The organism is Rhodococcus sp. 15-2388-1-1a (assembly GCF_002259145.1).
GTDB lineage: Bacteria > Actinomycetota > Actinomycetes > Mycobacteriales > Mycobacteriaceae > Rhodococcoides.
In genome coordinates, this window is record NZ_NPFP01000039.1 from 341,032 (window position 1) to 367,250 (window position 26,219).

At 64.9% G+C, this 26,219-nt stretch carries 26 protein-coding genes and 1 riboswitch; of the genes, 17 read left to right on the forward strand and 9 right to left on the reverse strand.

The window, feature by feature from the left end; genetic code table 11:
• The first annotated feature begins 14 nt into the window (after positions 1 to 14).
• Positions 15 to 872, forward strand: coding sequence for a bifunctional methylenetetrahydrofolate dehydrogenase/methenyltetrahydrofolate cyclohydrolase (locus CH302_RS21910; protein ID WP_037188179.1), 858 nt, complete (start codon positions 15 to 17; stop codon positions 870 to 872).
• A 10-nt stretch (positions 873 to 882) separates the two neighbouring features.
• Entirely contained in the window at positions 883 to 1,200 is a 318-nt protein-coding gene (locus CH302_RS21915) for a DUF3017 domain-containing protein (RefSeq protein ID WP_052047433.1), read from the forward strand.
• A 36-nt stretch (positions 1,201 to 1,236) separates the two neighbouring features.
• Here the strand turns inward: CH302_RS21915 and metX are convergent, their stop codons facing one another.
• Positions 1,237 to 2,385 (reverse strand): homoserine O-acetyltransferase MetX, encoded by a 1,149-nt coding sequence (gene metX / locus CH302_RS21920; protein WP_371828423.1) that lies wholly within the window; start codon positions 2,383 to 2,385, stop codon positions 1,237 to 1,239.
• A complete protein-coding gene (locus CH302_RS21925) occupies positions 2,379 to 3,728 on the reverse strand; it encodes a bifunctional o-acetylhomoserine/o-acetylserine sulfhydrylase (RefSeq protein ID WP_082323496.1) in 1,350 nt (449 codons plus the stop codon). The genes metX and CH302_RS21925 overlap by 7 nt, the downstream gene beginning before the upstream one ends.
• A gap of 171 nt (positions 3,729 to 3,899) precedes the next feature.
• Positions 3,900 to 4,022, reverse strand: a riboswitch (SAM riboswitch).
• 356 nt (positions 4,023 to 4,378) lie between these two features.
• On the opposite strand from CH302_RS21925, the gene CH302_RS21930 reads away from it, so the two are divergent.
• Complete coding sequence (locus tag CH302_RS21930) at positions 4,379 to 5,518, forward strand: MFS transporter (RefSeq protein WP_037188972.1); 1,140 nt, start codon at positions 4,379 to 4,381, stop codon at positions 5,516 to 5,518.
• 12 nt (positions 5,519 to 5,530) lie between these two features.
• Here CH302_RS21930 and CH302_RS21935 read toward each other — a convergent pair whose 3' ends face one another.
• Positions 5,531 to 6,574, reverse strand: a complete 1,044-nt coding sequence (locus tag CH302_RS21935) for an ABC transporter substrate-binding protein (protein WP_082323495.1) — start codon at positions 6,572 to 6,574, stop codon at positions 5,531 to 5,533.
• Positions 6,575 to 6,745: 171 nt separating this feature from the next.
• On the opposite strand from CH302_RS21935, the gene CH302_RS21940 reads away from it, so the two are divergent.
• The 9 genes from CH302_RS21940 (at position 6,746) to yhjD (ending at position 14,770) form a co-directional block, all read left to right on the forward strand.
• The gene (locus CH302_RS21940; protein ID WP_037188173.1) at positions 6,746 to 7,420 is read left to right on the forward strand and encodes a response regulator transcription factor; all 675 of its coding nucleotides are present in this window, start codon (positions 6,746 to 6,748) and stop codon (positions 7,418 to 7,420) included.
• Positions 7,417 to 8,391 carry a HAMP domain-containing sensor histidine kinase gene (locus CH302_RS21945; protein ID WP_037188170.1) on the forward strand — a complete coding sequence of 325 codons (975 nt, stop codon included), beginning with the start codon at positions 7,417 to 7,419 and terminating at the stop codon, positions 8,389 to 8,391. Before CH302_RS21940 ends, CH302_RS21945 begins: the two co-directional genes overlap by 4 nt.
• A gap of 88 nt (positions 8,392 to 8,479) precedes the next feature.
• Complete coding sequence (locus CH302_RS21950) at positions 8,480 to 9,910, forward strand: DUF4153 domain-containing protein (RefSeq protein ID WP_082323494.1); 1,431 nt, start codon at positions 8,480 to 8,482, stop codon at positions 9,908 to 9,910.
• 47 nt (positions 9,911 to 9,957) lie between these two features.
• Positions 9,958 to 10,242: a DUF6412 domain-containing protein gene (locus CH302_RS21955; protein WP_037188168.1), complete on the forward strand. Its 285-nt coding sequence runs from the start codon at positions 9,958 to 9,960 to the stop codon at positions 10,240 to 10,242.
• A gap of 62 nt (positions 10,243 to 10,304) precedes the next feature.
• Positions 10,305 to 10,643: a DUF6412 domain-containing protein gene (locus CH302_RS21960; protein WP_037188166.1), complete on the forward strand. Its 339-nt coding sequence runs from the start codon at positions 10,305 to 10,307 to the stop codon at positions 10,641 to 10,643.
• Positions 10,644 to 10,706: 63 nt separating this feature from the next.
• Positions 10,707 to 11,609, forward strand: coding sequence for a membrane protein insertase YidC (gene yidC, locus CH302_RS21965; RefSeq protein WP_037188165.1), 903 nt, complete (start codon positions 10,707 to 10,709; stop codon positions 11,607 to 11,609).
• 74 nt (positions 11,610 to 11,683) lie between these two features.
• Positions 11,684 to 12,490: an exodeoxyribonuclease III gene (locus CH302_RS21970; protein WP_082323543.1), complete on the forward strand. Its 807-nt coding sequence runs from the start codon at positions 11,684 to 11,686 to the stop codon at positions 12,488 to 12,490.
• Positions 12,491 to 12,595: 105 nt separating this feature from the next.
• A complete protein-coding gene (gene trpS, locus CH302_RS21975) occupies positions 12,596 to 13,636 on the forward strand; it encodes a tryptophan--tRNA ligase (RefSeq protein ID WP_032397468.1) in 1,041 nt (346 codons plus the stop codon).
• Positions 13,637 to 13,750: 114 nt separating this feature from the next.
• Positions 13,751 to 14,770 (forward strand): inner membrane protein YhjD, encoded by a 1,020-nt coding sequence (gene yhjD, locus CH302_RS21980; RefSeq protein WP_037188162.1) that lies wholly within the window; start codon positions 13,751 to 13,753, stop codon positions 14,768 to 14,770.
• Here the strand turns inward: yhjD and CH302_RS21985 are convergent, their stop codons facing one another.
• Entirely contained in the window at positions 14,771 to 16,066 is a 1,296-nt protein-coding gene (locus CH302_RS21985; protein WP_371828422.1) for a D-alanyl-D-alanine carboxypeptidase family protein, read from the reverse strand.
• A gap of 269 nt (positions 16,067 to 16,335) precedes the next feature.
• Here CH302_RS21985 and CH302_RS21990 point away from each other — a divergent pair, with 269 nt between their 5' ends.
• Positions 16,336 to 16,737 carry a hypothetical protein gene (locus CH302_RS21990; protein ID WP_082323493.1) on the forward strand — a complete coding sequence of 134 codons (402 nt, stop codon included), beginning with the start codon at positions 16,336 to 16,338 and terminating at the stop codon, positions 16,735 to 16,737.
• Positions 16,738 to 16,773: 36 nt separating this feature from the next.
• On the opposite strand, the gene CH302_RS21995 is transcribed toward CH302_RS21990, so the two are convergent.
• From CH302_RS21995 to CH302_RS22005, 3 genes are read right to left on the reverse strand one after another with little or no spacing between them, the layout of a single operon-like run.
• Entirely contained in the window at positions 16,774 to 17,436 is a 663-nt protein-coding gene (locus CH302_RS21995; RefSeq protein ID WP_037188159.1) for a response regulator transcription factor, read from the reverse strand.
• A complete protein-coding gene (locus CH302_RS22000) occupies positions 17,421 to 18,890 on the reverse strand; it encodes a sensor histidine kinase (protein WP_082323492.1) in 1,470 nt (489 codons plus the stop codon). The genes CH302_RS21995 and CH302_RS22000 overlap by 16 nt, the downstream gene beginning before the upstream one ends.
• A 24-nt stretch (positions 18,891 to 18,914) precedes the next feature.
• Positions 18,915 to 19,223: a hypothetical protein gene (locus tag CH302_RS22005; RefSeq protein ID WP_037188157.1), complete on the reverse strand. Its 309-nt coding sequence runs from the start codon at positions 19,221 to 19,223 to the stop codon at positions 18,915 to 18,917.
• Positions 19,224 to 19,438: 215 nt separating this feature from the next.
• Between CH302_RS22005 and CH302_RS22010 the strand changes: the two genes are divergently transcribed.
• From CH302_RS22010 to CH302_RS22025, 4 genes are all read left to right on the forward strand, one after another.
• Positions 19,439 to 20,443, forward strand: coding sequence for a substrate-binding domain-containing protein (locus tag CH302_RS22010; protein WP_037188154.1), 1,005 nt, complete (start codon positions 19,439 to 19,441; stop codon positions 20,441 to 20,443).
• 29 nt (positions 20,444 to 20,472) lie between these two features.
• A complete protein-coding gene (locus tag CH302_RS22015) occupies positions 20,473 to 21,531 on the forward strand; it encodes an ABC transporter permease (protein WP_037188152.1) in 1,059 nt (352 codons plus the stop codon).
• A gap of 2 nt (positions 21,532 to 21,533) precedes the next feature.
• Positions 21,534 to 22,316: an ATP-binding cassette domain-containing protein gene (locus tag CH302_RS22020; RefSeq protein WP_037188966.1), complete on the forward strand. Its 783-nt coding sequence runs from the start codon at positions 21,534 to 21,536 to the stop codon at positions 22,314 to 22,316.
• 96 nt (positions 22,317 to 22,412) lie between these two features.
• Positions 22,413 to 23,618 carry an acyl-CoA dehydrogenase family protein gene (locus tag CH302_RS22025; RefSeq protein WP_052047364.1) on the forward strand — a complete coding sequence of 402 codons (1,206 nt, stop codon included), beginning with the start codon at positions 22,413 to 22,415 and terminating at the stop codon, positions 23,616 to 23,618.
• 64 nt (positions 23,619 to 23,682) lie between these two features.
• Here CH302_RS22025 and CH302_RS22030 read toward each other — a convergent pair whose 3' ends face one another.
• Both CH302_RS22030 and sdhA read right to left on the reverse strand, forming a co-directional pair.
• Positions 23,683 to 24,465 (reverse strand): succinate dehydrogenase iron-sulfur subunit, encoded by a 783-nt coding sequence (locus CH302_RS22030; protein WP_037188150.1) that lies wholly within the window; start codon positions 24,463 to 24,465, stop codon positions 23,683 to 23,685.
• 1 nt (position 24,466) lies between these two features.
• Positions 24,467 to 26,218 (reverse strand): succinate dehydrogenase flavoprotein subunit, encoded by a 1,752-nt coding sequence (gene sdhA, locus CH302_RS22035; RefSeq protein ID WP_037188148.1) that lies wholly within the window; start codon positions 26,216 to 26,218, stop codon positions 24,467 to 24,469.
• Between the last annotated feature and the right edge of the window lies 1 nt (position 26,219).

A 26,219-nucleotide genomic window follows, 5' to 3' on the forward strand; every position in this document is an offset into this window, starting at 1 on the left:
GGAACAATGACCGGGTGACTGCAACGATTCTCGATGGCAAAGCGACCCGTGACGAGATATTCGTCGATCTCACCGCCCGCGTGGCAACGCTGCGTGAGCAGGGCATCACCCCGGGTCTTGCGACCGTGTTGGTGGGCGACGATCCGGGTTCGGCCGCGTACGTCCGGGGCAAGCACAACGACTGCGCCAAAGTCGGCATCACCTCGATTCGTCGCGACCTCCCCGCGGACATCACCCAGGCGGATCTCGAGGCCGTCATCGACGAACTCAATGCCAACCCCGAATGCACCGGCTACATCGTTCAGTTGCCGTTGCCGAAGCATCTCGACGAGAACGCTGCGCTCGAGCGAATCGATCCGGACAAGGACGCCGACGGTCTGCACCCGATCAACCTCGGCCGTCTGGTGCTCGGCAAGGATGCCGCACTGCCGTGTACACCTCGCGGGATCGTGCACCTGCTGCGCCGCTACGACGTTGCTCTCGACGGTGCGCACGCGGTGGTCATCGGCCGCGGGGTGACGGTCGGGCGACCCATCGGTCTGCTGCTCACGAGGCGTTCGGAGAACTCGACAGTCACGTTGTGCCACACCGGAACTCGTGATCTGGCCGCCGAGGTCTCGCGCGCGGATATCGTCATCGCCGCTGCCGGAGTGCCCGGATTGATCACCGCGGACATGGTCAAGCCGGGTGCTGCTGTGCTCGACGTCGGGGTGACCCGCACCGAGGACGGACTGCGCGGCGATGTCGCCGACGGTGTGGCGGAGGTGGCCGGATTCCTCTCGCCCAACCCCGGCGGCGTCGGACCGCTGACGCGGGCCTTCCTGCTCACCAATGTTGTCGAGCGCGCCGAACGCGTCGCCGCCGAGAGCTGAGCGAACCGACGTGAACGATGCAGAGGATGCGCGAAGCGAGCCCGACGCGGGATTTCGCGCGGCAGTCGCGCGCAACCTACCGATCGTCGCAGTCTCGGTCGTCGTCCTCGCCGCGCTCGTTCTGGTGCTGGCCGATCGCTGGCGGCGCGGCGCGTTCATCTTCGGATGCGCAGCGCTGCTGGCGGCCGTCCTGCGGCTGTGCCTGCCCGAAACACGTGTCGGCACACTGCAAGTGCGCAGTCGCGTGTTCGATGTGCTGGCGCTGGGCTGCGTCGGCGGAGCAATCGTCTTTCTGTCGCTGTCGATCGATCCGCTGGGAACCGACTGACGTCAGGGCGCAAGAGCCCGGTCGACGAGAGCGGTGTCAGCGCCGACCGAGGCGGGCCAGCTCCATCGTTTCGGCGAGCAGTTTCGCCACCGAATCGGCCTCGGTCAGAAAGCCGTCGTGTCCGTCACGCGACTGGATCACTTCGAGTCCGCGGCACTGGGGGAGTTCGCGAGCGATCTCCTTCTGCAGTCGCAACGGATACAGGCGATCGGAGTCGACGCCGCCGACGATGGTCGGGACCTCTGTGGACGCAAGAGCTTCGGCCACTCCGCCGCGGCCACGGCCGATATCGTGACGGTTCATCGCTTCGCTGAGCAGGACGTACGTCGCCGCGTCGAACCGGTTGACGAGCTTCGCAGCCTGATGCTCCAGATAGCTCTGTGCGGAGTATCTACCACCGGCCCACGGGTCCTCGTCGTTCTGCGGTGAGTTTCCGAACCTGATGTCGAGTTCGCTCTCGGTCCGGTACGTCAGGTGCGCGATGCGCCGCGCGATGCCGAGTCCGGCCGTCGGCGAGGTGCCGGTGTCGTGATAGTTGCCGCCGAGCCATCCTGGATCGGCCTTGATCGCGGCGATCTGTGTTGTCTGGGTACCGATCTGGTCGGCAGTTGCTCTGGCACCGACCGCGAGGACCAACGCGGCCGCCACTCGGTCGGGATGGCCCACGATCCATTCGAGGGTGCGCATCCCGCCCATCGAACCGCCGACGACGGCAGCGAACCGCTCGATTCCGAGTACGTCGGCCACGGCCGCCTCGGCGGCGACCTGATCGCGGATGGAGATGTCGGGGAAGCGAGACCCGTAGGGCGTGCCGTCGGGAGAGAGGCTGCTCGGTCCCGTGGTCCCGCCGCAGCCGCCGAGCACGTTGGTCGCCACGACGCACCACTCGTCGGTGTCGATGGGGCAACCGGGACCGACCATTCCGTTCCACCAACCGGGCAGAGCGTGATCGGCGTCCGGCGGACCGGACACATGCGAGTCCCCGGTCAGGGCGTGTTCGACGAGTACCACGTTGCTGCGGTCGGTGGCGAGTTCGCCCCACCGCTGCACCGCGACGGTCACCTGGGGGATTCGAGCGCCGTTCTCGAGATCGAGACCACCGATGTCGATGGTGCCCAACCGCCCGTCCGGAGACGGAAGAACCGCCTCCGGACGAACGCCTGTGTCGCAGCTGTGACTCAAGATGCCGCCGCGCTGAATCCGACCTCGAGATCGGCGATGATGTCGTCGATTCCTTCGATGCCCACGGCGAGACGCACCAGGCCGGGAGTGACGCCCGAGGCCAGCTGCTCCTCCGGAGTCAGCTGGGAATGCGTGGTGGATGCGGGATGAATGACGAGTGAGCGCACGTCTCCGATGTTAGCGACGTGGCTGTGGAGAGTGAGTGCGTTGACGAACTTCTTGCCCGCGTCCACACCACCCTTCAGCTCGAACGCGATGATCGCGCCCTGCCCCTTCGGCAACAATTCCTGCCCGCGCTGGTACCACGGCGACGACTCGAGTCCCGCGTAGTTGATCGAGACGACGTCGTCGCGACCGGCGAGGAAGGCGGCAACCTTCTGTGCGTTCGCCACGTGCCGCTCGATCCGAAGGCTCAACGTTTCCAGACCCTGGCTGATGAGGAAGGCGTTGAACGGCGAGACTGCAGCACCGATGTCACGCAACAGCTGAACGCGTGCCTTCAGTGCGAACGCGGGCGCGCCCAGATCGGCGAACACGACGCCGTGGTAGCTCGGATCCGCGGTGGTGAAATTGGGATGACGGCCCTGCGTCCAATCGAAGGTGCCGCCGTCGACGATGACGCCCGCGATGGCCGTTCCGTGTCCGCCGAGGTACTTCGTCGCGGAGTGCACCACGATGTCGGCACCGTGCTTCAACGGCTGCAGCAGGTACGGCGTCGCCACGGTGTTGTCCACGATCAGTGGAATGCCGTTCTCGTGGGCCACGGCCGAGATCCCTGGGATGTCGAGAATGTCGTTCTTCGGGTTCGAGATCGACTCGCCGTAGAACGCCTTGGTCGACGGAGTGATCGCGGCGCGCCACTGCTCGAGGTCGTCGGGATCGTCGACGAACGAGACGGTGATGCCCAGCTTGGGGAGCGTGTAGTGGAACAGGTTGTACGTGCCGCCGTAGAGCCGCGGGCTCGACACGATGTGGTCGCCCGCCTCCGCGAGGTTGAGAATTGCGAACGTCTCTGCGGCCTGACCCGATGCGAGCAGCAACGCCGCGACTCCACCTTCGAGGGCGGCGATGCGCTGCTCGACGACATCCTGGGTCGGGTTGATGATGCGGGTGTAGATATTGCCGGGCTCGGCCAGTCCGAACAGCGCGGCTGCGTGGTCGGTGTTGTCGAACGTGTACGAGGTGGTCTGGTAGATCGGCAACGCACGAGCCCTGGTGGTGCCGTCCGGGGTCTGACCCGAGTGGATCTGCTTGGTCTCGAAACTCCAGTCGGCCGCGGGATCGGTGAACGGATCCTCGGTGGGAGCTCCGGTGGCGTCGACGACGTCGGGGGTGGAATCGGTCATGGCTGGTGATACTCCGTTTTCTGAGACGAGTCTGTTCGAGACGAATCGAATGTCGAATGAAGCTCGAGAAGTCGAGCGCTACGGGGCGTATCGGTACAGCAACACATGAGAGAACCTCCTGACAGGCTTCGGCCCCTGGGGACCGAAGGTTCAGTGGGTCCGCTTCCTGCGGACCCGCGCTTGTCGATACGGCACTCGCATGCCGGATCGGCCTGGTCGTTCACCCGGGGCACCCCACCGCGGTTGGAGGGTTGCCGGCCAGCAAGCCGGGGCTCGATGCTGGCACTCATGACCTGGCGAAGATCCTAGCCGGTGATGGCCCTCCACCGGAACGAGGGCACGCGCACCGCGCTCGGTTGGAGCTCGAGCAGATGCTCGGGTGAGGACAATCACCGCTCATCGACGCGAAACGAGCTGCCTCGGGGAAGACAATTGATTGGAGCGACGTTGCCTTCTGGGTCGGACCCGGTCGGTCTCCGATCGCAGGCTCGAATCCCGGCCGCTTCTTCTGCCCCCTATTTGCACACGAAGGTTGTACTGCTGTGACTGTCACCGATTCCGCTCTTGCCCGAGTCAGCGCTGTGCGCGGCAAGGTGTCGAGTGGTCTGAGTGTCAGTCATCGACCGCACTCGACCCGCCGCAAGCTCGCGATGCTGGCACTGTCCATCGGCGGCTTCGGGATCGGCACCACGGAGTTCGCGTCGATGGGCTTGCTGCCGGACATCGCGACGACGATGGGGATCTCCGAGCCCTCGGCCGGCCACATGATCTCCGCGTATGCGCTCGGCGTTGTGGTCGGTGCGCCGACCATCGCGGCCCTGGCTGCTCGCGTCCCCCGGCGGATGTTGCTGCTGGCGCTGATGGTGGCCTTCACGCTCGGCAACCTCGGCACGGTGTTCGCGCCCAGCTTCAACGAGCTCGTCGCCTCGCGCTTCGTCGCGGGTCTGCCACACGGTGCGTACTTCGGAGTGGCCGCGCTGGTGGCTGCCCACCTCGCCGAACCGGGTAAGAGAGCCAAGGCCGTCGCGATGGTCATGATGGGACTCTCGGTCGCAAACGTCGTCGGCGTCCCGGTGGCGACGTGGATCGGGCAGGCGCTGGGATGGCGTAGTGCATTCACACTCGTGGCCGTCATCGGTGCCCTCACCGTCGCCGCCCTCGTCCTCTGGATGCCACGACTCGACGCGATGCCGACCACCAGCCCCATCACCGAACTGGGCGCACTGCGCCGCAGCCAGGTGTGGATGACCCTGTTCGTGGGCATCGTCGGATTCGGTGGCATGTTCGCGGTCTACACCTACATCGCGTCGACGCTGACCGACGTCGCCGGTCTCGCCCGCGCGCTCGTTCCGGTCGCCCTGATGATCTACGGACTCGGAATGGTCGTCGGAAACTATGCCGGCGGATGGCTCGCCGACCGCTACCAGCTCAAGGGCACCTTTGTCGGTCTGGCCGCGACGGCCGTGTTCCTTGCCGTGTTCGTCGTGGCCGCACACAATCCGATCACCGCGCTGCTCGTGGTGTTCCTCATCGGCGCGTCCGGCTCCTCGGTGGTGCCGGGCCTGCAGACGAGGTTGATGGACGTGGCCGAGGACGCCCAGACGCTCGCCGCATCGCTCAACCATGCCGCGTTCAATCTGGCCAACGCCATCGGAGCGGCAGTCGGTGGAGCCGTGATCGCCGCGGGCTTCGGCTACACGGCACCCGCCGCCGTCGGCTCGGGCCTGGCGGTGGCCGGTCTCGGTGTACTGGCCACCGCCATGTGGATGGACAAGCGTTCCGCGGCGTAGGAGCGCCCGGGATCAGCCGGTGATCGTTGCCGGCGATCCACCGAGAGCGTCGTCCAGAGCCGGAACCAGCTTGTCGATCACGTACGGCAGGCTCAGCACGCTGGTGAAGTAGATCGCGCCGGCCGTCACACCGTCGGTGAACACGAGGTTGCCGTCCTTCACCGGCTCGAGTGCGTCGTACATCGCCTCCTTCTCCAATTCCGTGCGATCGCCGGGCTCCTCGGTTCCCCAGATCAGCACGTCGGCGGCGTTGAGGACCGACAGATTCTCGAGCGGGATGCTCGCCTGCGCGCTGCCGTCGGCCGGAACGTAGGCGTCGATGTCGTCGGGAATGACGAAGCCCAATTCGGTCAGGAAGTCGGTGCTCAACCCGTCCTGGTACGCGATCGCCTTGCCCTCGTAGAACGCGTTCTGCAAGAAGATCGCCTTCGTGCCGGCAAACTCCGGGTGTGCGGCCGCAGCGTCGGCGAACTTCTGATCGACGCCGTCGATCAGGGCATCGACCTCGGTCTTCTTACCGAGCGCACGTCCGATCTTCTCCGCCTGGACGTCCCAGGGCTCGAAATAGGCGGTCGACGCGTCCGACTGGGCGAGCGTCGGGGCAATGTCACTGAGCGTGTCGTACGTGTCCGCCGTCAGGCCTGCATTGGTGGCGATGATCAGATCGGGCTCGAGTGCGGCGATCTTCTCCGTCTCGAATCCATCGTCGTTCGAGAGCACTTCGGGCTGAGCGTCGCCCAGAGCTGCCTGCGCCCAGGGCCAGGTTGCGTACGGCTGTTCGCCGTACCACTCCGTGACGCCGACGGGTATCACGCCGAGCGCCAAGACGGTGTCCTGCTCGGTGTAACCGGCCACCACGATACGAGTGGGTTCTTCGGGCACAACGGTCTCACCGAACGCGTGCTCGATCGTGACCGGGAAGGCGGCCGAATCGGAGGACGCACCGACCGTCGGTGCCGGCTCGTCGGTGGAGTTCGAGCAGGCAGTCAGCAGTCCCACGGTGGTCAGCGCAATGGCGCACACCGCCCAGGTTCGGTGAAGTGGTCGGATGTGCATCGATACACCTTTCGTAAGGGTTGGCTAACATCGGGAAGGGTAGCCGACCCTAATTTCAGCGTGTCGGTGAGTCCGTCGGTCGCCGCGCCGTGAAACGCCCGGCTCAACCTTCACCGAACCTCCACATTTCCCGACGGGCTCCTCCACGTGCGCCCTCTAGGGTCAGTTCTCATGAGCCGCACAGTTCTCGTCGTCGACGACGAGCCCACGATCTCCGAGGCCGTTGCCGCTCGGCTGCGCGGCGAAGGGTACGAGGTCGTCACTGCCGCCGACGGCCCGTCTGCCGTCGACGCGTGCGCCCGGATCGATCCCGACGTGGTGGTGCTCGATCTGATGCTGCCCGGGTTCGACGGGCTCGAAGTGTGCCGCCGTATCCAGGCGTCCCGTCCGGTCCCGGTGCTGATGTTGACGGCCAAGTCCGACGAGACGGACATGCTCGTCGGCCTGGGCGTCGGCGCAGACGACTACCTGGGAAAGCCGTTCAGCATGCGCGAGTTGGTCGCTCGCGTGCACGCCTTGGTCCGGCGTGCCGAGCGTACGGTGGCCGCCGAACCTCAGGCGGTTCGAGTCGGTGACGTACAGATCGATCACCGGGAACGGCGGGTGACCACTTCCTCCGGTGACATCCACTTGACCAGAACGGAATTCGACATCCTCGCCTATCTGGCTGCTCGGCCGCGCAGTGCCGTGTCGCGAGAGACCCTACTGTCGGAACTGTGGGGCTGGGATGATTCGGCCAGCAGCAGGACGGTCGATTCTCACGTGAAAGCGTTGCGTCGCAAACTCGGTGGCGATCTCATTCGGACCGTCCACGGCGTGGGCTATGCCGTGGAGTCGCCGCGATGACCCGCATGCTGCCGCGCCCGTTGGATCCGTTGCGGTCGTTCAAGCTCAAGGTCTCGCTCGTCGTGGGCATAGTGCTGGTGCTCGCGAGCGTCGTCTTCTGGATCGGAGCGGGCTGGCAATTCCGCTACACCCTCCTCGCAGCGCTCGTCGTGTCCTTGGCCGCAACACAATTGGTCGCCCACGGCATGACGTCACCGCTGCGCGAGATGACCTCGGCCGCCAAAGCGATGGCGCGAGGCGATTATTCGACGCGAGTGCGGGCAACATCGAAGGACGAGGTGGGCGAGCTCGCCACGGCGTTCAACACCATGGCAAGTGATCTCGAAGCCGCGGAGAAGTACCGCCGCGAACTCATCGGCAACGTTTCGCACGAGTTGAAGACGCCCATCGCTGCCCTGCGTGCCGTGCTCGAGAACATGGTCGACGGGGTGACCGACGCGAATCCCGCAACGCTGTCGGTGGCGCTGCGCCAAACCGAGAGACTCGGAGATCTGGTCAGCGAACTGCTCGATCTGTCGCGGGTGGAGGGCGGTGTGCTCACCATTGCCCCGGAGGAGTTCGAGGTCCGGCAATTCCTCGAGGACGCCACCTCCGTTCACAGAGAACGAGTGTCGATCGTCGTCTCGCCCGGCGATGCGACCGTCCTGGCCGACCGGTCGCGTATGACGCAGGTGATCACCAACCTCGTCGACAACGCCGTGCGGCATTCTCCTCATTCGAGCACCGTGACGCTACGCGCCCATCGAATCGGCGGGGCGTACGCATTCGACGTCGTCGACCAGGGACCGGGCATCGCCCCCGCCGACCGCCTTGCGGTGTTCGACCGATTCACTCGCGGCGGATCCACCGACGGCGGAACAGGTCTCGGCCTCGGCATCGCCCGTTGGGCCACCGAACTGCACGGCGGAACCATCGACGTTCTCGACAGCGAATTCGGCTGCCACATCAGAGTGGCCATCCCCGAGCACTGAATTCATCGATCCATCCGAACCGCGACTGCTCGTCCCCGGACTGCAGCCGCCGACCTGTCATGCCCGAAACACAGAAGAGGGAAGAGTCATGAGCACGATCGACATTCCGATTCATCCGAGAACGAAGCACAGGCGCTCTCCCTGGGGGCCGCGCACCTGGCCGGTGCTGCGGTATTCGCAGCCACCTCGTGCGGCGCTGCTCGGGTCCGCTGTTGCCGGACTGATCGGTGCAGTGACGTTGATGGACAACACGTTCGGTGTGCTGATCACCGCCCTGGCCTTCGTGGGTGTTGTGCTCGCAGCCCGCAGTGGCAGGCTCTCGCGGTGGGAGTGGGCCGGCGTGGCAGGAGTGCTGGCATTGGCGAGCGTGTCTGCGCTGCGCGCGGCCGAGTGGATCGTGACGATGTCGACGACGCTCGCCATCGTGGTCGGAGTGGTTGTGCTCTCCCGCGCCTGGACGTGGACGGGAATTGCACTCGGCGCTCTCCTGCCGGTGTTGCTGCCGGTGCGGGTGGCACGGTGGACTCGACGCGGAGCCGGTTCGATCGATCTGGAGGGGCCTCGGCCGGTGCGTATCGGCATGGTGGCCGTCGTGACCGTGGCGCTCTTCGTCGTGTTCGCGGCGTTGTTCGGTGCGGCCGACAAGCGTTTCTCGGATGCCCTGGGCGCGGTGACGCCCGAGTTCGATGCCGCATCGATTCTCGGACGCACCCTCGTCTTCGTGCTCACCGCAGGTGGTGCGCTCGCTGTCTGTTACGTCGCGCTGCATCCGCCTCGGTTCGATCGACTCGCGCCGTCGCCGCGTCGATCGGTGCAGTTGTGGGAGTGGATGGTTCCCCTCGGGGCGGTGGTGGCCCTGTTCGTCGTGTTCGTGGGGTTCCAGGTGCCGACGCTGTTCGGCGGGCAAGGGCACGTGGTGACCACGGAGGGTCTGACCAATGCCGAATACGCCCGGCAGGGCTTCTGGCAATTGCTCGCAGTGACGGTACTGACACTGCTCGTCATCGCGGTCACGGTCACGAAGGCTCGACGCGAGGATCGCCGTGATCGAAGTGCATTGCGGGCCCTGCTCGGTGGGCTGTGCCTGCTGTCGTTGGTGATCGTTGCGTCGGCCCTGCATCGAATGTCGTTGTACGAGCAGCAGTACGGCTACACCACCCTCAGGTTGTTCGTCACGGCCGTCGAGTGGTGGCTGGGTTCGGTCTTCGTTCTGCTTCTGGTCTCGGGCGTGCGGATGTCGGGGCGCCGGCTTCCACGAGCAGTAGGCGTCGGTGCGGTTCTGACCGTGCTCACGCTGGCGGCTCTGAACCCGGATGCGTACATCGCACGGCACAACGTCGATCGCTTCGAGCAGACCGGACGTATCGATACGTCCTACGTGGGTGGGTTGTCGGCCGACGCCGACGCCGAGCTCGAGCGACTGCCCAGCTACGTGCGTCCCTGTGTGCAGGCTCGCGGGCCGGTGTTCGTCGGCGATACCTGGCACCTGTGCACGGACCCCTCGGTATCTGTACCCTGAGCAACGACTCGAATCATCGGGTAGGCGTCGGAACGGGGAGGTGCGCGATGAGATACCAGAGCATGGTCGTCACCTCGCTGCTCCTCGTGGCGCTGTACCTGACGATGCCGACCGCAACCGCGGACGTGGCCCTGATCCTCGTCGCGGCGCTGGTAACGCTGATGCTGCTCGCACACCGTGTGGATGTGCCGGCACTGCTGCGCCTGCTGCCGAATGCCGGCCCCTCCGCAGAGGAACGCCACCTTCGAGGGTCGTTCCGGCGTCAACATCGCCCGGATGCTCCGGGCCGCCCACAGCCACGTGCACCCGGTGCACTGGTGGGGGCTCTGTAGCTCGAAAGTTCCCCCACGCCATCGCAACCCGTTGTCCGCGAGGCTGTCCCAAGGAACCGAAGATGCTCGATTCTCGAACCCCTCACCTGGCGATTCGACGCTACGCCGGGACACTGGTCGGCGTTCTCGCCGTCCTGCTGGTCGTCTTCACCGTCGTCGACGCCCAACCCGCCGCACAGATAGCGATGTTCGGTGCGTTGGTCGCGGCGTCCCTTGTCGTCCTCGGTACGCCGTCCGACCTGGCAGTGATCGCACCGCTGTCGTCGGATTCCGCAGGCGCGGACGGGCGGCGGCTTCGGGGATCGTTCCGCAGGCAACAGCAACCCGATGCGCCCGGTCGCCCCATGCCCAGAGCACCCGGTCCGGTCCGTGGACCGGACCGGTGGCTCCAGTTGATCTGAGCCACTGCGAGATCCGGTCGAGACGCCGACCGACCGACTTCTCTCACAGTGAGGTGCTCCACCATGCTCGATTTCGTCTACTATCCCGTCTCCGCGGTGCTGTGGTTCTGGCACAGAGTCTTCGGGTCCGTGCTCGGCCCCGACAACGGCTTCGCGTGGGCCTTGGCGGTGATATTCCTGGTCTTCACACTGCGTGCGCTGCTGATCAAGCCGTTCGTCGGCCAGATTCGTTCCCAGCTCGCCATGAAGAAACTGAAGCCGCAGCTCGAGGCCGTACAGAAGAAGTACTCCGGGGACCGTGCTCGGCAAGCAACCGAAATGCGGAAGTTGCAGCAGGAACATGGTTTCAACCCCTTGATGGGGTGCCTGCCCCTGCTGGCGCAGGGCCCGGTCTTCATCGGTCTGCTGCACGTGCTGCGTTCGTTCAACCGAACCGGTACCGGATTCGGTCATCTCGGTATGACGGCGCAGGAAAATGCGAACACCGCGAACTACGTCTTCAGCGCTGCCGATGTGCAGTCCTTCCTCGACGCACGACTCTTCGGTGCGCCGATCTCCGCTGCCGTCAACAGCTCTCGGGAGGTGCTCGAGGCATTCGGTCCGTTCGGGGGAGTGCCGTCGGTGTGGAGCATCGCGTTCGTTGCGGTTCCGTTGATGATCGTTGCGGCGGTGGCGACTCATCTGAACTCGCGGGCGTCCGTCGCCCGGCAGGACGCAGCGGCGCTCGCAAACCCGCAGACCGCGATCATGAACAAGCTCGTGCTCTGGGTGTTCCCGGCAGGCGTGCTCGTCGGCGGCCCGGTGTTGCCGGTCGCGGTGTTGCTGTACTGGGTGAGCAACAACATCTGGACCTACGTCCAACAGCACATCGTCTACCGACGCATCGATCGTGAACCGGTGGTGGTGCCGGAGGTGACGTCGGTGGTCACCGCGCCGAAACCCGGGGCGAAGCCGAGGCGTCGATAGCAGGCCGGGCAGGAATGAACCCAGGTAAGCAGCCCGTCCGCGCTCTGTCGGTGGGCTCCGCTACCGTCGTCGGCGTGCCGATCACTGTTTCCACTGTCAACGTCAACGGAATTCGCGCAGCTGTTCGCAAGGGCATGCTGCCGTGGCTCGAGGCCACCGATGCCGACGTCATCTGCCTGCAGGAAACCCGCGCCAACGACGGGGAGCTGACCAAGGCGCTGGCCCCGGCCCTCGATGCGGGCTGGCACCTGGCCTCGGCCGAGCCGTCCGCGAAGGGACGCAACGGGGTGGCCTTGCTGTCGAAGGCGGCTCCCGATGCGATTCGTACCGGCATCGGGGCCGTCGAGTTCGCCGATGCAGGTCGGTACATCGAGGGCGATTTCGGCGATATCACCGTCGCGAGCCTGTATCTGCCATCGGGCGAGGTGGGTACCGAGCGGCAGGACGAGAAGGAACGCTTCATGGCGGCGTTCGCGAAGTATCTGGCCAAGACGGCAAAGGCCGCTAAGTCCGACGATCGGGACGTGGTGGTGTGCGGCGATTGGAACATCGCCCATACCGAGGCCGATCTCAAGGCATGGAAGACCAACCGCAAGAACTCCGGTTTCCTGCCCGAGGAACGCGAGTGGGTGACGCGGTTGCTCGCCGAGAAGGCTCCCTGGACCGACGTCGTACGGGCACTGCACCCGGGCGTCGAAGGTCCGTACAGCTGGTGGTCGTACCGCGGCAAGGCCTTCGACAACGACGCCGGCTGGCGAATCGACTATCAGCTGGCCACGAGTGATCTGGCCGAGCGCGCCAAGGAAGCGAGCACCGAGCGGGCCGAGGCGTACGACCAGCGATGGTCCGATCACGCGCCGGTGACTGTGCGCTACCGCTAGAGCGGAGCCTGCGGAGTGACTCGTGTTCCGGTGCGGAGCCTGCGGAGTGACCCGTGTTGGCTAGGCAGGGAGTTGGCGTCGATGGGGTCGTGAAAAGATTGCGGTATGTCTTCTTCCGACTCCATCGACACTCCGCAGGGTCCGCGTCGGCGGGTGCTCTCCGGCATCCAACCGACTGCCGATTCGTTCCATCTCGGTAACTACCTGGGTGCGGTGCGGAACTGGGTGGAGTTGCAGGACGAGTTCGACGCGTTCTATTTCATCCCGGACCTGCATGCGATCACCGTTCCACAGGACCCGAAGGAACTGCGCCGCCGCACCCGAGTGGCCGCTGCGCAGTTGCTCGCGGTGGGAATCGATCCGGAGAAGTCGACGCTGTTCGTTCAGAGTCAGGTACCCGAGCATGCGCAGTTGGCGTGGGTTCTGAACTGCATCACCGGATTCGGCGAAGCGGCGCGGATGACTCAGTTCAAGGACAAGTCGGCCAAGCAGGGACGCGATCACACCAGCGTCGGACTGTTCACCTACCCGATTCTGCAGGCCGCCGATATCTTGCTCTATCGGCCGAATCTGGTTCCCGTGGGCGAGGATCAGCGGCAACACCTGGAGTTGACTCGTGATCTGGCGCAGCGTTTCAACACGCGGTTCAAGAAGACGTTCGTCGTGCCCGATGCGCACATCATCAAGGGCACCGCGAAGATCTTCGATCTGCAGGATCCCACCGCGAAGATGAGCAAGTCCTCGTCGAATCCGGCGGGCATCGTCAACATTCTCGACGATCCGAAGGTGTCGGCGAAGAAGATTCGTTCGGCAGTGACGGACAACGAACGCGACATCGTGTTCGATCCGGAGAACAAGGCGGGCGTCAGCAATCTTCTGGTGATTCAGTCCGCGCTGTCGGGCGCGAGTATCGACGATCTCGTTGCCGGCTACGCGGGTAAGGGATACGGCGACCTCAAGTCCGACACCGCCGACGTTCTGACCGAGTTCGTCGTTCCACTGCGGGAGCGGATGGACGGGTTCATGGCCGATGTGGCCGAACTCGACCGCATCCTCGCGGCCGGTGCGGATCGAGCCAGGGAAGTGGCGAGTCGAACGCTCGCTCAGGTCTACGACAGGGTGGGTTTCCTGCCGCCGGGTGCATAGCATCTACGGCACACCGAGTTTGGGCGTGCTGCATTTCGGCAAAGAGTAGTTCGAGGCGCAGCACCGTGGCGACACGATCCGACAGCAGGCGACGACAGCGAGAAGGTGAGTGCCATGCCCGATTTCAAGGCGATCCTCGACGACCGGCGCGAACGGTGGCCGTGGCTCGATCACACTGTTGTTGCTGCGCAGCGGTATCAGGGTCAGAAGGGCGACTACTACGCCGCAGGCATGACGTACTTCAGTGTGCTGGCCCTGTTCCCGCTGCTGATGGTCGCGTTCGCGATCGCCGGGTTCGTGCTGGTGAATCAGCCCGAGTGGCTTGCCGAGATCCAGTCGCAGATTGCCGAGAACGTGCCCGGCAGCTTCGGTGAGACCATCAATTCGCTGATTCAGACGGCCATCGAGTCTCGGACGAGCGTCGGCATCATCGGTCTGCTCGGTGCCCTGTATGCCGGTCTCGGTTGGATCGCGAACCTACGCGAGGCACTGACCGCCATGTGGGAGAGCCAGCACGAGCAGGGTGGTTTTCTGGCCACCAAGGCCAAGGATTTCGCCGCGCTGCTCGGGCTGGGGACCGCGCTGGTGCTGTCGTTGGCGTTGTCGGCGCTGGCCGGAGGTGACCTGATGCGCAGCATTCTGGAGTGGGCCAATCTCGATTCCATCCCAGGAGTGGGCGTCGCGCTGCGCGTCTTCTCGATTCTCCTTGCGCTTGCGGGCACCTGGGCATTGTTCACCTGGGTGATCTCGAGGCTGCCGCGCGAGCCGGTGTCGTGGCGCAGCGCAGCCAAAGGTGCGCTGCTCGCTGCCGTCGGGTTCGAGATCTTCAAGCAGCTCGGTGCCCTCTACCTGGCATCGGTGACGAGCGGGCCCGCGGGCGTGGTCTTCGGTCCCATCATCGGCCTGCTGGTGTTCGTGTTCACGACGTCACGGCTGGTGCTGTTCTCCACGTCGTTCGCTGCGACGACACGCGAAAGCTTGGCCGAAGCGCATGTTCCGGCACCGGAGCCGGCAGTGATCAACACGAGGGTCGAGGTCAGCGAAGGACCTGGCGTGACGGGCGGTCTGGCGCTGGTGGGTGCCGGTGCCCTCGCAGCTCTCGGCGTCGCGGGATTGCGCAACCGGCGTCGCTGATCAGCGGTTGCGCGAAAGCCGCCGAGCTCCCCACAGCAGCCCGATCACCACGATCGCACCGATGACACCTATCGCGATGCGAACGACGGTGTCGCCCTGTGCCTGCATCTCGGACTGGCGGGAGCTCGACCCCGACGCCGATGCGGGTGGCTGGGCGAGAGTCGGCGTGGCCTCGGGCGCACGTGTGCTCGTCACCGCGGACGTCGACTGCGGCTCCACGAGCTCGCCCACGCCGCGGCCGGAATCGAGCGCGAACCCGTAGTCCAACAGGCGAGCCGCTTGCTCCCACGGGCGGATCGGTAGCACGTCACCCTTCATGATCGTCACGACGAGACGTCGACCGCCCCGCTCTGCTCCTGCGACGAATGTCTGGCGAGCATCGTCGGTGTACCCGGTCTTGCCTCCGAGTGCGCCCTCGTAGTTGTAGAGCAGCTGATTGTCGTTGGAGAGGGTGAACCCGGGCCGGTCCTGGTCGTCCGGGATCGTGGGGTCCTTCGGGTAGCCGGGAAACTGAACGTTCTCGGTCGAAATCAGTTGTGCGAAGGTCGGATCACGCATGGCCGCGCGGTAGATCAACGCCAAGTCGTAGGCAGAGCTCGCCATGCCAGGACCGTCGAGACCCGACGGCGTGGCGGTGCGCGTATCGAGCGCACCCAGTTCTGCGGCCTTGGCATTCATCTTGTCCACGGTGGCCGCGTCGCCGCCCAACTGCCTGGACAACGCATGCGCTGCATCGTTTCCCGACGCCATCACCAGGCCCTGCATCAATTGGAGATTGGTGTAGACACCGTTCTCTCCGATGCCGACGGCACTGCCCTCTGCATCGGCGTCCTCTGCGGTCGCGGTGATCCGGTCGTTCAAGTTCAGCTCGTCGAGGGCGACGATCGCAAGCAGCACCTTGATCGTGCTCGCCGGCCGATGTCGCCCGTGCGGATCCTTGGCGGCCAGAACGGAGCCGGAGTCCATGTCGGCCACCACGAACCCGGTTGCCGAGATATCCGCAGGTAACGGGGGAGCCCCGTCCGGCAGCACCGCTCCACACTCGGCGAGCCGATCACCGCCGACGGCCTCGGCGGGAATCGGGAGTGGTTGCGGGGCAGTGCTTCCAGGTTCCGGTACCTCGGACAGGTCGATCGCCGGGGGAGGAGACGCGGCGTACGGGCAGCTGTCGGTGTCGGGCGTCGTGAACGGCGGTGTCGTCGTCACCGCCGGTGGCTCGCCGGCGGGTTGCGCCAGAGCCGGTCCACAGCCCATGCCGACGAGAACCATCGACACTGCCGACACGGCCACACACACTCGAATCCTTTTCATCGCGAATCACCATAGGCGCTCAGGGGTCGGGTGACGTGGCGACCCACCGGCGAGGGTCGCCCGAACGACCGCTCCGGATCTTGTCCCGACACCGTCACCGACAACGGCCGAATGTCGATCTCGCGTTGACGCATTCGCCCGTCGCCAGTATGAGAACTCGCTCATGTTGTGCTCCTTCGCTTCTCACGTTCGACAGCGATCGTTGAGTCATCACCGAAACGGTGGCCCACAGAACCCGGATCGAAGGAGCAGCCATGAGAATGCCAGGAAAGTTCATGATCGTCGGTGCAGCAGCCGTTGTCGTCACCCTCGGAAGCGTCGGCGCACTCGCTATCGCCGACGACGGCCCCACCCAGCAGCGGCCGTCCTCGATCTCGGTGGAACAGCCTCTGTCGGAGTCGGTTTCGGCTCCGACCCCGCCGGCAGCTCCCCAGCAGCCCGCACCGACCCAGATCCCGAATGACCGCTACGACGACGACTGGAATGATCGCAACGACGACGACCGGTACGACCGCAACGACGATCTCGACGACCGCAACGACGATCTCGACGACCGCGACGACGACTGGGACGATCTGGACGACGACTGGGACGATCTGGACGACGACAACGACGATCTGGACGACGACAACGACGATCACGACTGGGACGACTGACACTCCAGCAGTGGCGTCGGCACCGGCCGACGCCACTCATGTCTCGGCGAGTCGGTATCCCATTCCGCGGACTGTCTCGATTCGGGCGGCACCGAATTTCGCCCGAAGGTAGCGGACGTAGACGTCGACGACATTGGAGCCCGGGTCGAAGTCGTATCCCCACACCTGCGACAGGAGTTGCTCTCGCGAGAGGACCTGGCCGGGGTGGCGCATGAAGGTCTCGGCCAGGGCGAACTCTCGTGCCGACAGGTCGACGGTGCGGTCTCCCACCACAGCTCGCCGGGTACGCAGGTCGAGGGTGAGGTCGGCGACCGCGAGCTGTGTGGTGTCGACGGTTCGTTTGGTGCCCAGGCGAACTCGGATGCGCGCCAGCAGTTCCTCGAAGCGGAACGGCTTGGCCATGTAGTCGTCGGCACCGGTCTCGAGACCGGACACCACGTCCTGGACGCTGTCGCGTGCGGTCAACACGATCACCGGTATCTCGCACTGCTCTCCGCGCAGTCGCTGCAGTACCTCGAAGCCGTCCATGATCGGCAACCCGATGTCGAGTACCACCAGATCGAAGTCGCCGCTGCGCGCGTGTTCGTACGCGGATCTGCCGTCGGAGACGGTCGTCGTGCTGAAACCGCTCGCTCGCAGTCCCTTGTGCACGAACGAGGCGATGCGAGGTTCGTCTTCGGCGATCAGGATGCGGGCCATGGTCGATCCTTCTGCGGGGGAGGGGAATCGGTCAGTGGAATCGTGATGGTGAACGTGGCCCCGTGTCCCGGTGCGCTGCCGACACTGACCCGTCCACGGTGGGCCTGTGCGATGGCGGTGACGATGGACAAGCCGAGACCTGCGCCCTCGGTGCGTCTGGTTCCGTTGCGACCGCGGGCGAAGCGCTCGAAGATTCGTTCCTGTTCGTCGCGCTCGATTCCAGGGCCCGAGTCGGTAACCCAGAACCGGATGTCGCCGTCGGACAGTTGCGATCCGATGCCGACGCGACTGCCGGGCGTCGTGTGGTGAGTTGCGTTGTCCGCCAGGGCCAGCAACGCCTGAGTCAGTCGTTGTGCGTCGAGCGGTGCGTGGACGGTTGCGCTCGCCTCGAGCACCCACTCCCGGTCGGCGAGGGTGGTCACCTTGTCGAACACGCTTCGGGTGAGCGCGTCGACATCGGTGACCACAGGGGTGACGAAGCTCGTCTGGTCGGCCCGGGTGAGCAGCAACAGGTCGGCTACGAGCCGGTTCATCCGATCGAGTTCGTCGTCGACCAGCGCAACGGTATCGCGAACGTCGGCGGGGTCGTCGTGGTCGAGCACATCGAGATGACCTCGGACGATGGTGATGGGAGTGCGGAGCTCGTGGCCTGCGTCGTCGAGGAATCTGCGCTGACTGGCCGCACCCGACTCGATTCGGTCGAGCATCGAGTTCAGTGTGTCGATCAGGGCTCCGATGTCGTCGCCTCGACCCGTTGTTCTGGCATCGGTGATTCGGCCGGACAGGTCGGTCTCGGTGATCGTTCTGGCGGTGGCGGTGATGTGTCTGATCGGAGACATGATGCGGCCCGCGACCAACCACGCCCCGACCGCCGCCAGCACCGAGGTGACGCCGCCGACGACGAGCATCAGGGTCGCGGTCTCGTCGGCGGACGCGCGTTCCTGGTCGGCGAAGTAGGCGGCGACCACGACCCCGGTCACCGGGTCGCCCGCCAGGGAGACCGGCACCGCGAGGTACACCACTTCACCTGCCGCGCTCGAATACGAACCCTCGACGGGCGCGGTGACGGTACCCACCTCGGCGGTGAAGCCGTTGTCGTCGGACAGTCGCACCGGTGCCTGCTGCCTGCTCTGCACGGCGAACGCCCCGTCCACGTAGCCCAGGAACTTCTCGTTGGGGCGGGCGAGGTTGTAGGTGATCACCACGCGGAGCACGTCGTTGATGTCGTCGAACGGTGCGCCGGTTCCCGGATCGACGCCCGCGTCGGTGAGGGTGGTGAACTCGGCGATCTCGGTGCGCAGCGATTCGCGCATGCGATTGTCGGTCGCGCGAATCATGAGCAGCCAGGTGGTGACGGTGACGGCCGCCAGAGATGCCAGCACCAGCAAGAGCACCCACGAGAAGATGCGGCTCCTGGCGCTCGTCGGGCGTAGGGCGAGCAGTCGCGTCCGCATCACGTGGTCGGTCTCGCAGCAAGGTCAGTCGTCGTCATCGTCATCCCAGTCGTCGTCGAAGTCATCGTCCCAGTCGGCAGGCGGTAGCGGAGGCGGGGGCACGAATCCGTCCGGTGCCACCGGTTGTGGCGCGGGAGTGGGCGTGGGTTCACTCGGTCCAGGTGGAGGGGGAACGGGTTGTGGGGTACCCGGGGCGGATTGCACAGGTGCGGCGGGTGCAACGATGGGTGCGGGCAACGGGGTCTGCTCGCCCGTCGATCGAGTCGTCAGCAATGCCGTGACGAGCACGGCGAGCGTGAGCAGTCCCAGGGCCGAGATGATGATGGTTCGCACACGGCCGAGTCTGACGACGGTGGATTGTGGCCACGTGAATCGGAGATGAGAGTTCTCTCATGTCGTGCGAGGTTCGGTGGTGCACACCCCGGTTCTGTTGTGTGACGAATAATCGTCGAAGATGCGTGACGGGTACCAATCGTTTCTTACAGTGATCAGGTCGGCGGCTCGGATTCGTCGGTGTTCGAGAGCCGGTTGTTGGAAAGGGAAGTGCAATGAGGTTTCGGCAAAGACGCGGGCCGATCGCGGTCGGCGCGGTCTGTGCGGTCGCAGCACTGACTGTCGCGGCCTGTTCGAGCACCGGTGGGGCTCCTCGATCGTCCGACGACGGAAGCAACGCGGGAGTCGCCGACACTCCGTCGGCGACGATCGCGATGATCACGCACGAGGTTCCCGGCGACACCTTCTGGGATCTGGTTCGCAAGGGTGCCGAGGCCGCCGCGGCCAAGGACAACATCGAACTGCGCTACTCCGCAGATCCCGAGGCACCCAACCAGGCCAACCTCGTCCAGAGTGCGATCGACTCGAAGGTCGACGGAATCGCGGTCACTCTGGCCAAGCCCGACGCGATGGCCTCCGCAGTCGAGACGGCAAGCGCCGCAGGCATTCCGGTCGTCGCGTTCAATTCCGGCTACGACTCCTGGAAGGACATGGGAGTCCAGCAGTACTTCGGCCAGGACGAGACCATCGCCGGACAGGCTGCTGGAGCGCGCCTCACCGAGGACGGTGCTCGCAAGACGCTGTGCATCATCCAGGAGCAGGGCGCGGTGGCACTCGAGGCTCGCTGCGCCGGCGTCAGGCAAGGCTTCACCGGAGGCACCACCGAGATCCTCAACGTCAACAGCAAGGACATGCCGTCCGTGGAGTCGACCATCACGGCCAAGCTGCAGCAGGATCCGACGATCGACCACGTCATCGCCCTCGCCGCTCCGATCGCTCTGACTGCGGTGCAGTCCAAGACCAATGCGGGCAGCGACGCCACGATCGTCACGTTCGACACCAACGCAGCACTCGTCGATGCGATCGAGTCCGGCGACGTGGCGTGGGCCATCGATCAGCAGCCGTATCTGCAGGGTTACCTGGCCATCGACTCGTTGTGGCTCTACCTCAACAACGGCAACACGATCGGTGGAGGTACACCGGTGCTGACCGGGCCCGCGTTCATCGATTCGACCAACATCGACGCGGTCGCCGAATACGCCCGTAGCGGCACGCGCTGAGTGCGTCGCTCCGGCGCGGAAGGAAATTCATGTCCACACAGGCCGATCCGGCTCTGTCCGAACACACCGTGATCGCAGACGAGCGGGTCAAGAAGCAGAAACCGTTGCAGCGATTGCTGATTCGACCGGAGGTCGGTGCCCTGTTCGGCGCGGTCGCCATCTTCGTCTTCTTCTGCATCGTGGCACCGCCGTTTCGATCGCCCGAGGCTCTGGCCACCGTGCTGTACGCATCCTCGACCATCGGCATCATGGCGATCGGTGTATCCCTGTTGATGATCGGCGGAGAATTCGACCTCTCCACCGGGGTTGCGGTGACGTTCTCCTCGATCATGGCCTCCATGCTGGCCTACAACCTGCACCTGAACGTCTGGGCGGGCTCTGCATTGGCGCTGGTGTTGGCACTTGCGGTCGGTTTCCTCAACGGATACCTGGTGATGACGACGAAGATTCCGTCGTTCCTGATCACATTGGCGTCGTTCCTGATGCTCACCGGCATCAATCTCGCCGTCACCAAGCTCGTCACCGGCCAGGTCGCCACCCCGTCCATCTCGGACATGGAGGGATTCGACTCGGCCAAGGCCTTCTTCTCGTCCTCGTTCTCGCTGCTGGGTGTCTCGGTCCGCATCACCGTCGTGTGGTGGATCGTGTTCACGCTCGCCGCGACCTGGGTGCTGATGAAGACCCGGACCGGCAACTGGATCTTCGCAGTCGGCGGAAACCAGGAATCGGCGCGTGCGGTCGGCGTCCCGGTCACCCGGGTCAAGATCGGCCTGTTCATGTTCGTCGGCTTCTGCGCCTGGTTCGTCGGCATGCATCTGCTGTTCGCGTTCGACACGGTCCAGTCCGGCCAGGGCGTGGGCAACGAGTTCCTCTACATCATCGCCGCCGTCATCGGTGGATGCCTGCTGACCGGTGGATACGGTACGGCTGTCGGTGCTTTCATCGGAGCGTTCATCTTCGGCATGACCAACCAGGGCATCGTCTATGCCGGCTGGAACCCGGACTGGTTCAAGTTCTTCCTCGGCGCGATGCTGCTGTTCGCAGTGATCGCGAACAGTTCCTTCCGCAACTACGCGGCGAAAAGGTGACCATGACGTCCTCTGCGAACACGCCCCTCATCGAGCTGAAAGGCGTCGGCAAGAGCTACGGCAACATCATCGCGCTGCACGGGATAGACCTCCGCGTCGGTGCCGGAGAGGTCACCTGCGTTCTCGGTGACAACGGCGCAGGCAAGTCCACTCTGATCAAGATCATGTCCGGTCTGCATCGGCAGTCGGAGGGGGAACTGCTCGTCGATGGCAAGGCGACGACGTTCGGTTCGCCGAAGCAGGCGGTGGAACAAGGTATCTCCACGGTCTACCAGGACCTCGCGGTCGTCTCGCTGATGCCGGTGTGGCGCAACTTCTTCCTCGGCCAGGAACTGCGCAAGGGCACGATCTTCAAGACCCTCGACACCCATGCCATGCGCGCGACGACCATCGACGAACTCCGCAAGATGGGTATCGATCTGCCGGACGTCGATGCCCCCATCGGCTCGCTGTCCGGTGGCCAACGTCAGTGCGTGGCCATCGCTCGCGCCATCTTCTTCGGTGCCCGGGTGCTCATTCTCGACGAGCCGACCGCCGCTCTCGGCGTCAAGCAGTCCGGCATGGTTCTCCGGTACATCTCGGCGGCCAGGGAGAAGGGCTTCGGCGTCGTGTTCATCACCCACAATCCGCATCACGCGTACATGGTCGGAGATCACTTCGTTCTCCTCGATCGTGGACGTCAGACGTTGGACTGTGCGCACCACGAGATCTCGCTCGACGACCTCACCAAGGAAATGGCGGGCGGCGACGAACTGGCGACCCTCTCCGACGAACTGCGCCGCTGACCGGCGAAGGCCGCGGTGCATGCGTGAGAATCGGGCGCGGCGGGTAGAAGATCGGTAGCGGTGCCCGATGAGAGGTGCCAGACGAAGGAGCCGAACATGAGCGAGCACGAGCCCCTCGGACCACTGTCGCCGGACTTTCTCGAATCCGATTTCTACGGGTATCAGAGCATGCTCGACGAGGCCGAGACCGAGGTGGTCCTGCGTACCCGCCGGTTCCTGCAGGAGGAGGTCGCGCCGCGGGCGAACGAATTCTGGGAGAAGGCCACCTCGCCGGTGCACCTGATGCCGAAAATCGCCCAGCTCGAGATCGCTGGTCTCGGCTACGCGTTCGACGATCGCAAGGCCTCCCGCAAGCTGCTCACCGGCTGGCTCGAGATGGAGTTCGCGCGGGTCGATCCGTCCACCGGAACGATGTTCAGCGTGCACAGTTCGCTGGCGATGAGCAGTATCTCCATTCTCGGCTCCGAGGAGCAGCGCCAGCGGTGGTTGCCCGCCATGCGCCGGATGGAGACGATCGGCGCGTTCGGACTGTCCGAACCGCACGGTGGCTCCGACGTCGCAGGCGGACTCGAGACCACCGCTCGACTCGACGGAGATCACTGGATCCTCAACGGCAGCAAGCGCTGGATCGGCAACGCTACCTTCGCAGACCTGACCATCGTGTTCGCCAAGGACGAGGCCGATGGCGAGGTCAAGGGCTTTGTGGTCGAAAAGCATTTCGAGGGATTCCGGGCCGAGAAGATCGAGGGCAAGTACTCGCTCCGCGCGGTCGAGAACGCCGACATCCATCTGGAGAACTGCCGAGTCCCGGTCGAGAACAAGCTTGCCGAGGCCAACTCGTTCGCCGACACCGCGAAGGTGCTCCGCTTGACCCGTGGGGGAGTGGCGTTTCAGGCCGTGGGCGTGATGATGGGCGCGTACGAGCGGGCCGTGACGTACGCGCGCGAACGCGAACAGTTCGGATCTCCTATCGCGTCGTTCCAGCTCATCTCCGACCTGATCGCACGCATGACGGCGAACATCACCGCCTCGCTCGGCATGGCGATTCGCGTCTCTCAACTGCAGGACAACGGCGTCCACTACGACGAGCATGCGGCGCTCGCGAAGACGTTCTGTACGACGCGGTTGCGCGAAGTGGTGAGTTGGGCCCGAGAAATTATGGGCGGCAACGGAATTCTGATCGAGCACGACGTCATCAGGTTCTTCGCCGACGCCGAGGCGCTGTATTCCTACGAGGGCACCGCGCAGATCAACAACCTGATCGTCGGCCGTGGTGTGACCGGCTTCAGCGCGTTCGTCTGAGACCGGAAACGGAAAGCGCCCCTTCGCATATGCGAAGGGGCGCTTTCCGTTGTGGATGTGCCTGCTAGCGAGCGAAGAGCAACGCGCGCTTGACTTCCTGAATCGCCTTGGTCACCTGGATGCCGCGGGGGCATGCGTCGGTGCAGTTGAAGGTGGTGCGGCAACGCCACACACCCTCGACGTCGTTGAGGATGTCCAGGCGTTCGGTTGCACCCTCGTCACGGCTGTCGAAGATGAACCGGTGTGCGTTCACGATCGCAGCGGGGCCGAAGTAGCTGCCGTCGCTCCAGAACACGGGGCACGAGGTGGTGCAGCACGCGCACAGGATGCACTTGGTGGTGTCGTCGAACCTGGCGCGGTCCGCTGCGGACTGGATCCGCTCGCGGGTCGGCTCGTTGCCCGTCGTCATGAGGAACGGCTTCACGGCGCGGAACGCGTCGAAGAAGGGCTCCATGTCGACGATGAGGTCCTTCTCCACCGGCAGACCCTTGATGGGCTCGATGGTGATGTTCAGCGTCTTCGACGAGTCCTTGGGGAGCATGTCGCGCATGAGCACCTTGCAGGCGAGACGGTTGACACCGTTGATGCGCATCGCGTCGCTGCCGCAGACACCGTGTGCGCACGAGCGGCGGAACGTCAGTGTGCCGTCCAGGTAGCCCTTCACGTACAGCAGGAGGTTGAGCAGACGGTCGGTGGCCAGGGTGGGGACCTGGAAGGTGTCCCAGCGCTGACCGTCACCGTTCTCGGGGTTGAAGCGCGCGATCTTGAGGTTGACCATCACCGCGCCCTCGGGGACGGGCGGCAGATCGGACTCGTTGGACTTCTTGTCCAGTGTTGGTGCGCTCATATCAGTACTTCCGCTCCATCGGCTCGTAGCGGGTTTGGATTACCGGCTTGTAATCCAAGCGGATATCGGTCAGCAGACCTTCGCCCTCTTTGTAGGCCATGGTGTGCTTCATGTACTCGGCGTCGTTGCGCTCGGGGTAGTCCTCGCGAGCGTGTCCGCCGCGCGATTCCTTCCGGTTGAGTGCGCCGACGACCGTGACCTCCGCCATTTCGAGCAGGAAGCCGAGTTCGATGGCCTCGAGCAGGTCGCTGTTGTAGCGCTTGCCCTTGTCCTCGACGGTGATCTTGTTGTAGCGCTCCTTGAGGGCGCGAACATCCTTGAGCGCCGTCTCGAGACGTTCCTCCGTACGGAACACCGATGCGTTGTTGTCCATCGACTGCTGCATCTCGGTACGGATGTCGGCTGCGCGCTCGTGACCGTGGTCGGACAGGATCAACTCCAGCCAGTCCTGCACCATCTTCGCCGGCTCCTCGGGGAGCGGGGTGAAGTCGACCGAGTTCGCGTACTCGGCCGCCGCGATGCCGGCACGACGTCCGAAGACGTTGATGTCGAGCAGCGAGTTGGTACCGAGACGGTTGGCTCCGTGCACGGAGACGCAGGCACATTCGCCGGCTGCGTACAGGCCGGGGACGATGTCCTCGTTGTTGCGCAGAACCTCGCCACGGATCTTGGTGGGGATACCGCCCATCACGTAGTGGCACGTCGGGTAGACGGGCACCGGTTCCTTGACGGGGTCGACGCCGAGGTACGTGCGGGAGAACTCCATGATGTCCGGGAGCTTCTCGTCCAGAACTTCCTCGGGAATGTGCGTGACGTCGATGTAGACGTAGTCCTTGTTCGGGCCGCCACCGCGTCCTTCGAGCACCTCGAGCACCATCGAGCGCGCGACGATGTCGCGGGGCGCGAGGTCCTTGATGGTCGGTGCGTAGCGCTCCATGAAGCGTTCACCCGACTCGTTGCGCAGGATGCCGCCCTCGCCACGCACGGCCTCGGAGATGAGGATGCCGAGGCCTGCGAGACCTGTCGGGTGGAACTGGTGGAACTCCATGTCCTCCAAGGGAAGACCCTTGCGGAACACGATGCTCATGCCGTCACCGGTGAGGGTGTGGGCATTGGAGGTGGTCTTGTAGATCCGGCCCGAGCCGCCGGTGGCGAAGATGATCGACTTCGCGTGGAAGATGTGCAGCTCGCCGGTGGACAGCTCGTAGGCGATGATTCCGGTCGCGACAGGACCGTCGTCGGTCTCGGTCAGACACAGATCCAGTGCGTAGAACTCGTTGTAGAACTCGACGTCGTGCTTGACGCAGTTCTGGTAGAGCGTCTGCAGGATCATGTGGCCGGTGCGGTCGGCCGCGTAGCACGCACGACGCACAGGAGCTTTGCCGTGATCGCGGGTGTGGCCGCCGAAGCGCCGCTGATCGATCTTGCCCTCGGGCGTCCGGTTGAACGGAAGACCCATCTTCTCAAGGTCGAGAACTGCGTCGATGGCTTCCTTGGCCATGATCTCCACGGCGTCCTGGTCGGCGAGGTAGTCGCCGCCCTTGACGGTGTCGAACGTGTGCCACTCCCAGTTGTCTTCCTCGACGTTGGCCAAAGCGGCACACATGCCGCCCTGAGCCGCGCCCGTGTGCGAGCGCGTGGGGTAGAGCTTGGTCAGTACGGCTGTGCGAGCACGGGGTCCGGCCTCGATCGCAGCACGCATACCGGCACCGCCTGCGCCGACGATCAGTACGTCGTAACGATGTTCCTGCATG

What these genes read in the sequence shown, in the direction of transcription:
- CH302_RS21925 (WP_082323496.1), bottom strand. Translation starts at nt 3,728, where the DNA reads ATGACCGATTCCACCCCCGACGTCGTCGACGCCACCGGAGCTCCCACC.
- CH302_RS21950 (WP_082323494.1), top strand. Translation starts at nt 8,480, where the DNA reads ATGAGCACGATCGACATTCCGATTCATCCGAGAACGAAGCACAGGCGC.
- CH302_RS21990 (WP_082323493.1), top strand. Translation starts at nt 16,336, where the DNA reads ATGAGAATGCCAGGAAAGTTCATGATCGTCGGTGCAGCAGCCGTTGTC.
- CH302_RS21945 (WP_037188170.1), top strand. Translation starts at nt 7,417, where the DNA reads ATGACCCGCATGCTGCCGCGCCCGTTGGATCCGTTGCGGTCGTTCAAG.
- trpS (WP_032397468.1), top strand. Translation starts at nt 12,596, where the DNA reads ATGTCTTCTTCCGACTCCATCGACACTCCGCAGGGTCCGCGTCGGCGG.
- CH302_RS21940 (WP_037188173.1), top strand. Translation starts at nt 6,746, where the DNA reads ATGAGCCGCACAGTTCTCGTCGTCGACGACGAGCCCACGATCTCCGAG.
- CH302_RS21935 (WP_082323495.1), bottom strand. Translation starts at nt 6,574, where the DNA reads ATGCACATCCGACCACTTCACCGAACCTGGGCGGTGTGCGCCATTGCG.
- CH302_RS22010 (WP_037188154.1), top strand. Translation starts at nt 19,439, where the DNA reads ATGAGGTTTCGGCAAAGACGCGGGCCGATCGCGGTCGGCGCGGTCTGT.
- sdhA (WP_037188148.1), bottom strand. Translation starts at nt 26,218, where the DNA reads ATGCAGGAACATCGTTACGACGTACTGATCGTCGGCGCAGGCGGTGCC.
- CH302_RS22025 (WP_052047364.1), top strand. Translation starts at nt 22,413, where the DNA reads ATGAGCGAGCACGAGCCCCTCGGACCACTGTCGCCGGACTTTCTCGAA.
- CH302_RS21955 (WP_037188168.1), top strand. Translation starts at nt 9,958, where the DNA reads ATGAGATACCAGAGCATGGTCGTCACCTCGCTGCTCCTCGTGGCGCTG.
- CH302_RS22000 (WP_082323492.1), bottom strand. Translation starts at nt 18,890, where the DNA reads ATGCGGACGCGACTGCTCGCCCTACGCCCGACGAGCGCCAGGAGCCGC.
- CH302_RS21930 (WP_037188972.1), top strand. Translation starts at nt 4,379, where the DNA reads ATGCTGGCACTGTCCATCGGCGGCTTCGGGATCGGCACCACGGAGTTC.
- yidC (WP_037188165.1), top strand. Translation starts at nt 10,707, where the DNA reads ATGCTCGATTTCGTCTACTATCCCGTCTCCGCGGTGCTGTGGTTCTGG.
- CH302_RS22030 (WP_037188150.1), bottom strand. Translation starts at nt 24,465, where the DNA reads ATGAGCGCACCAACACTGGACAAGAAGTCCAACGAGTCCGATCTGCCG.
- CH302_RS21995 (WP_037188159.1), bottom strand. Translation starts at nt 17,436, where the DNA reads ATGGCCCGCATCCTGATCGCCGAAGACGAACCTCGCATCGCCTCGTTC.
- CH302_RS22015 (WP_037188152.1), top strand. Translation starts at nt 20,473, where the DNA reads ATGTCCACACAGGCCGATCCGGCTCTGTCCGAACACACCGTGATCGCA.
- yhjD (WP_037188162.1), top strand. Translation starts at nt 13,751, where the DNA reads ATGCCCGATTTCAAGGCGATCCTCGACGACCGGCGCGAACGGTGGCCG.
- CH302_RS21960 (WP_037188166.1), top strand. Translation starts at nt 10,305, where the DNA reads ATGCTCGATTCTCGAACCCCTCACCTGGCGATTCGACGCTACGCCGGG.
- CH302_RS22020 (WP_037188966.1), top strand. Translation starts at nt 21,534, where the DNA reads ATGACGTCCTCTGCGAACACGCCCCTCATCGAGCTGAAAGGCGTCGGC.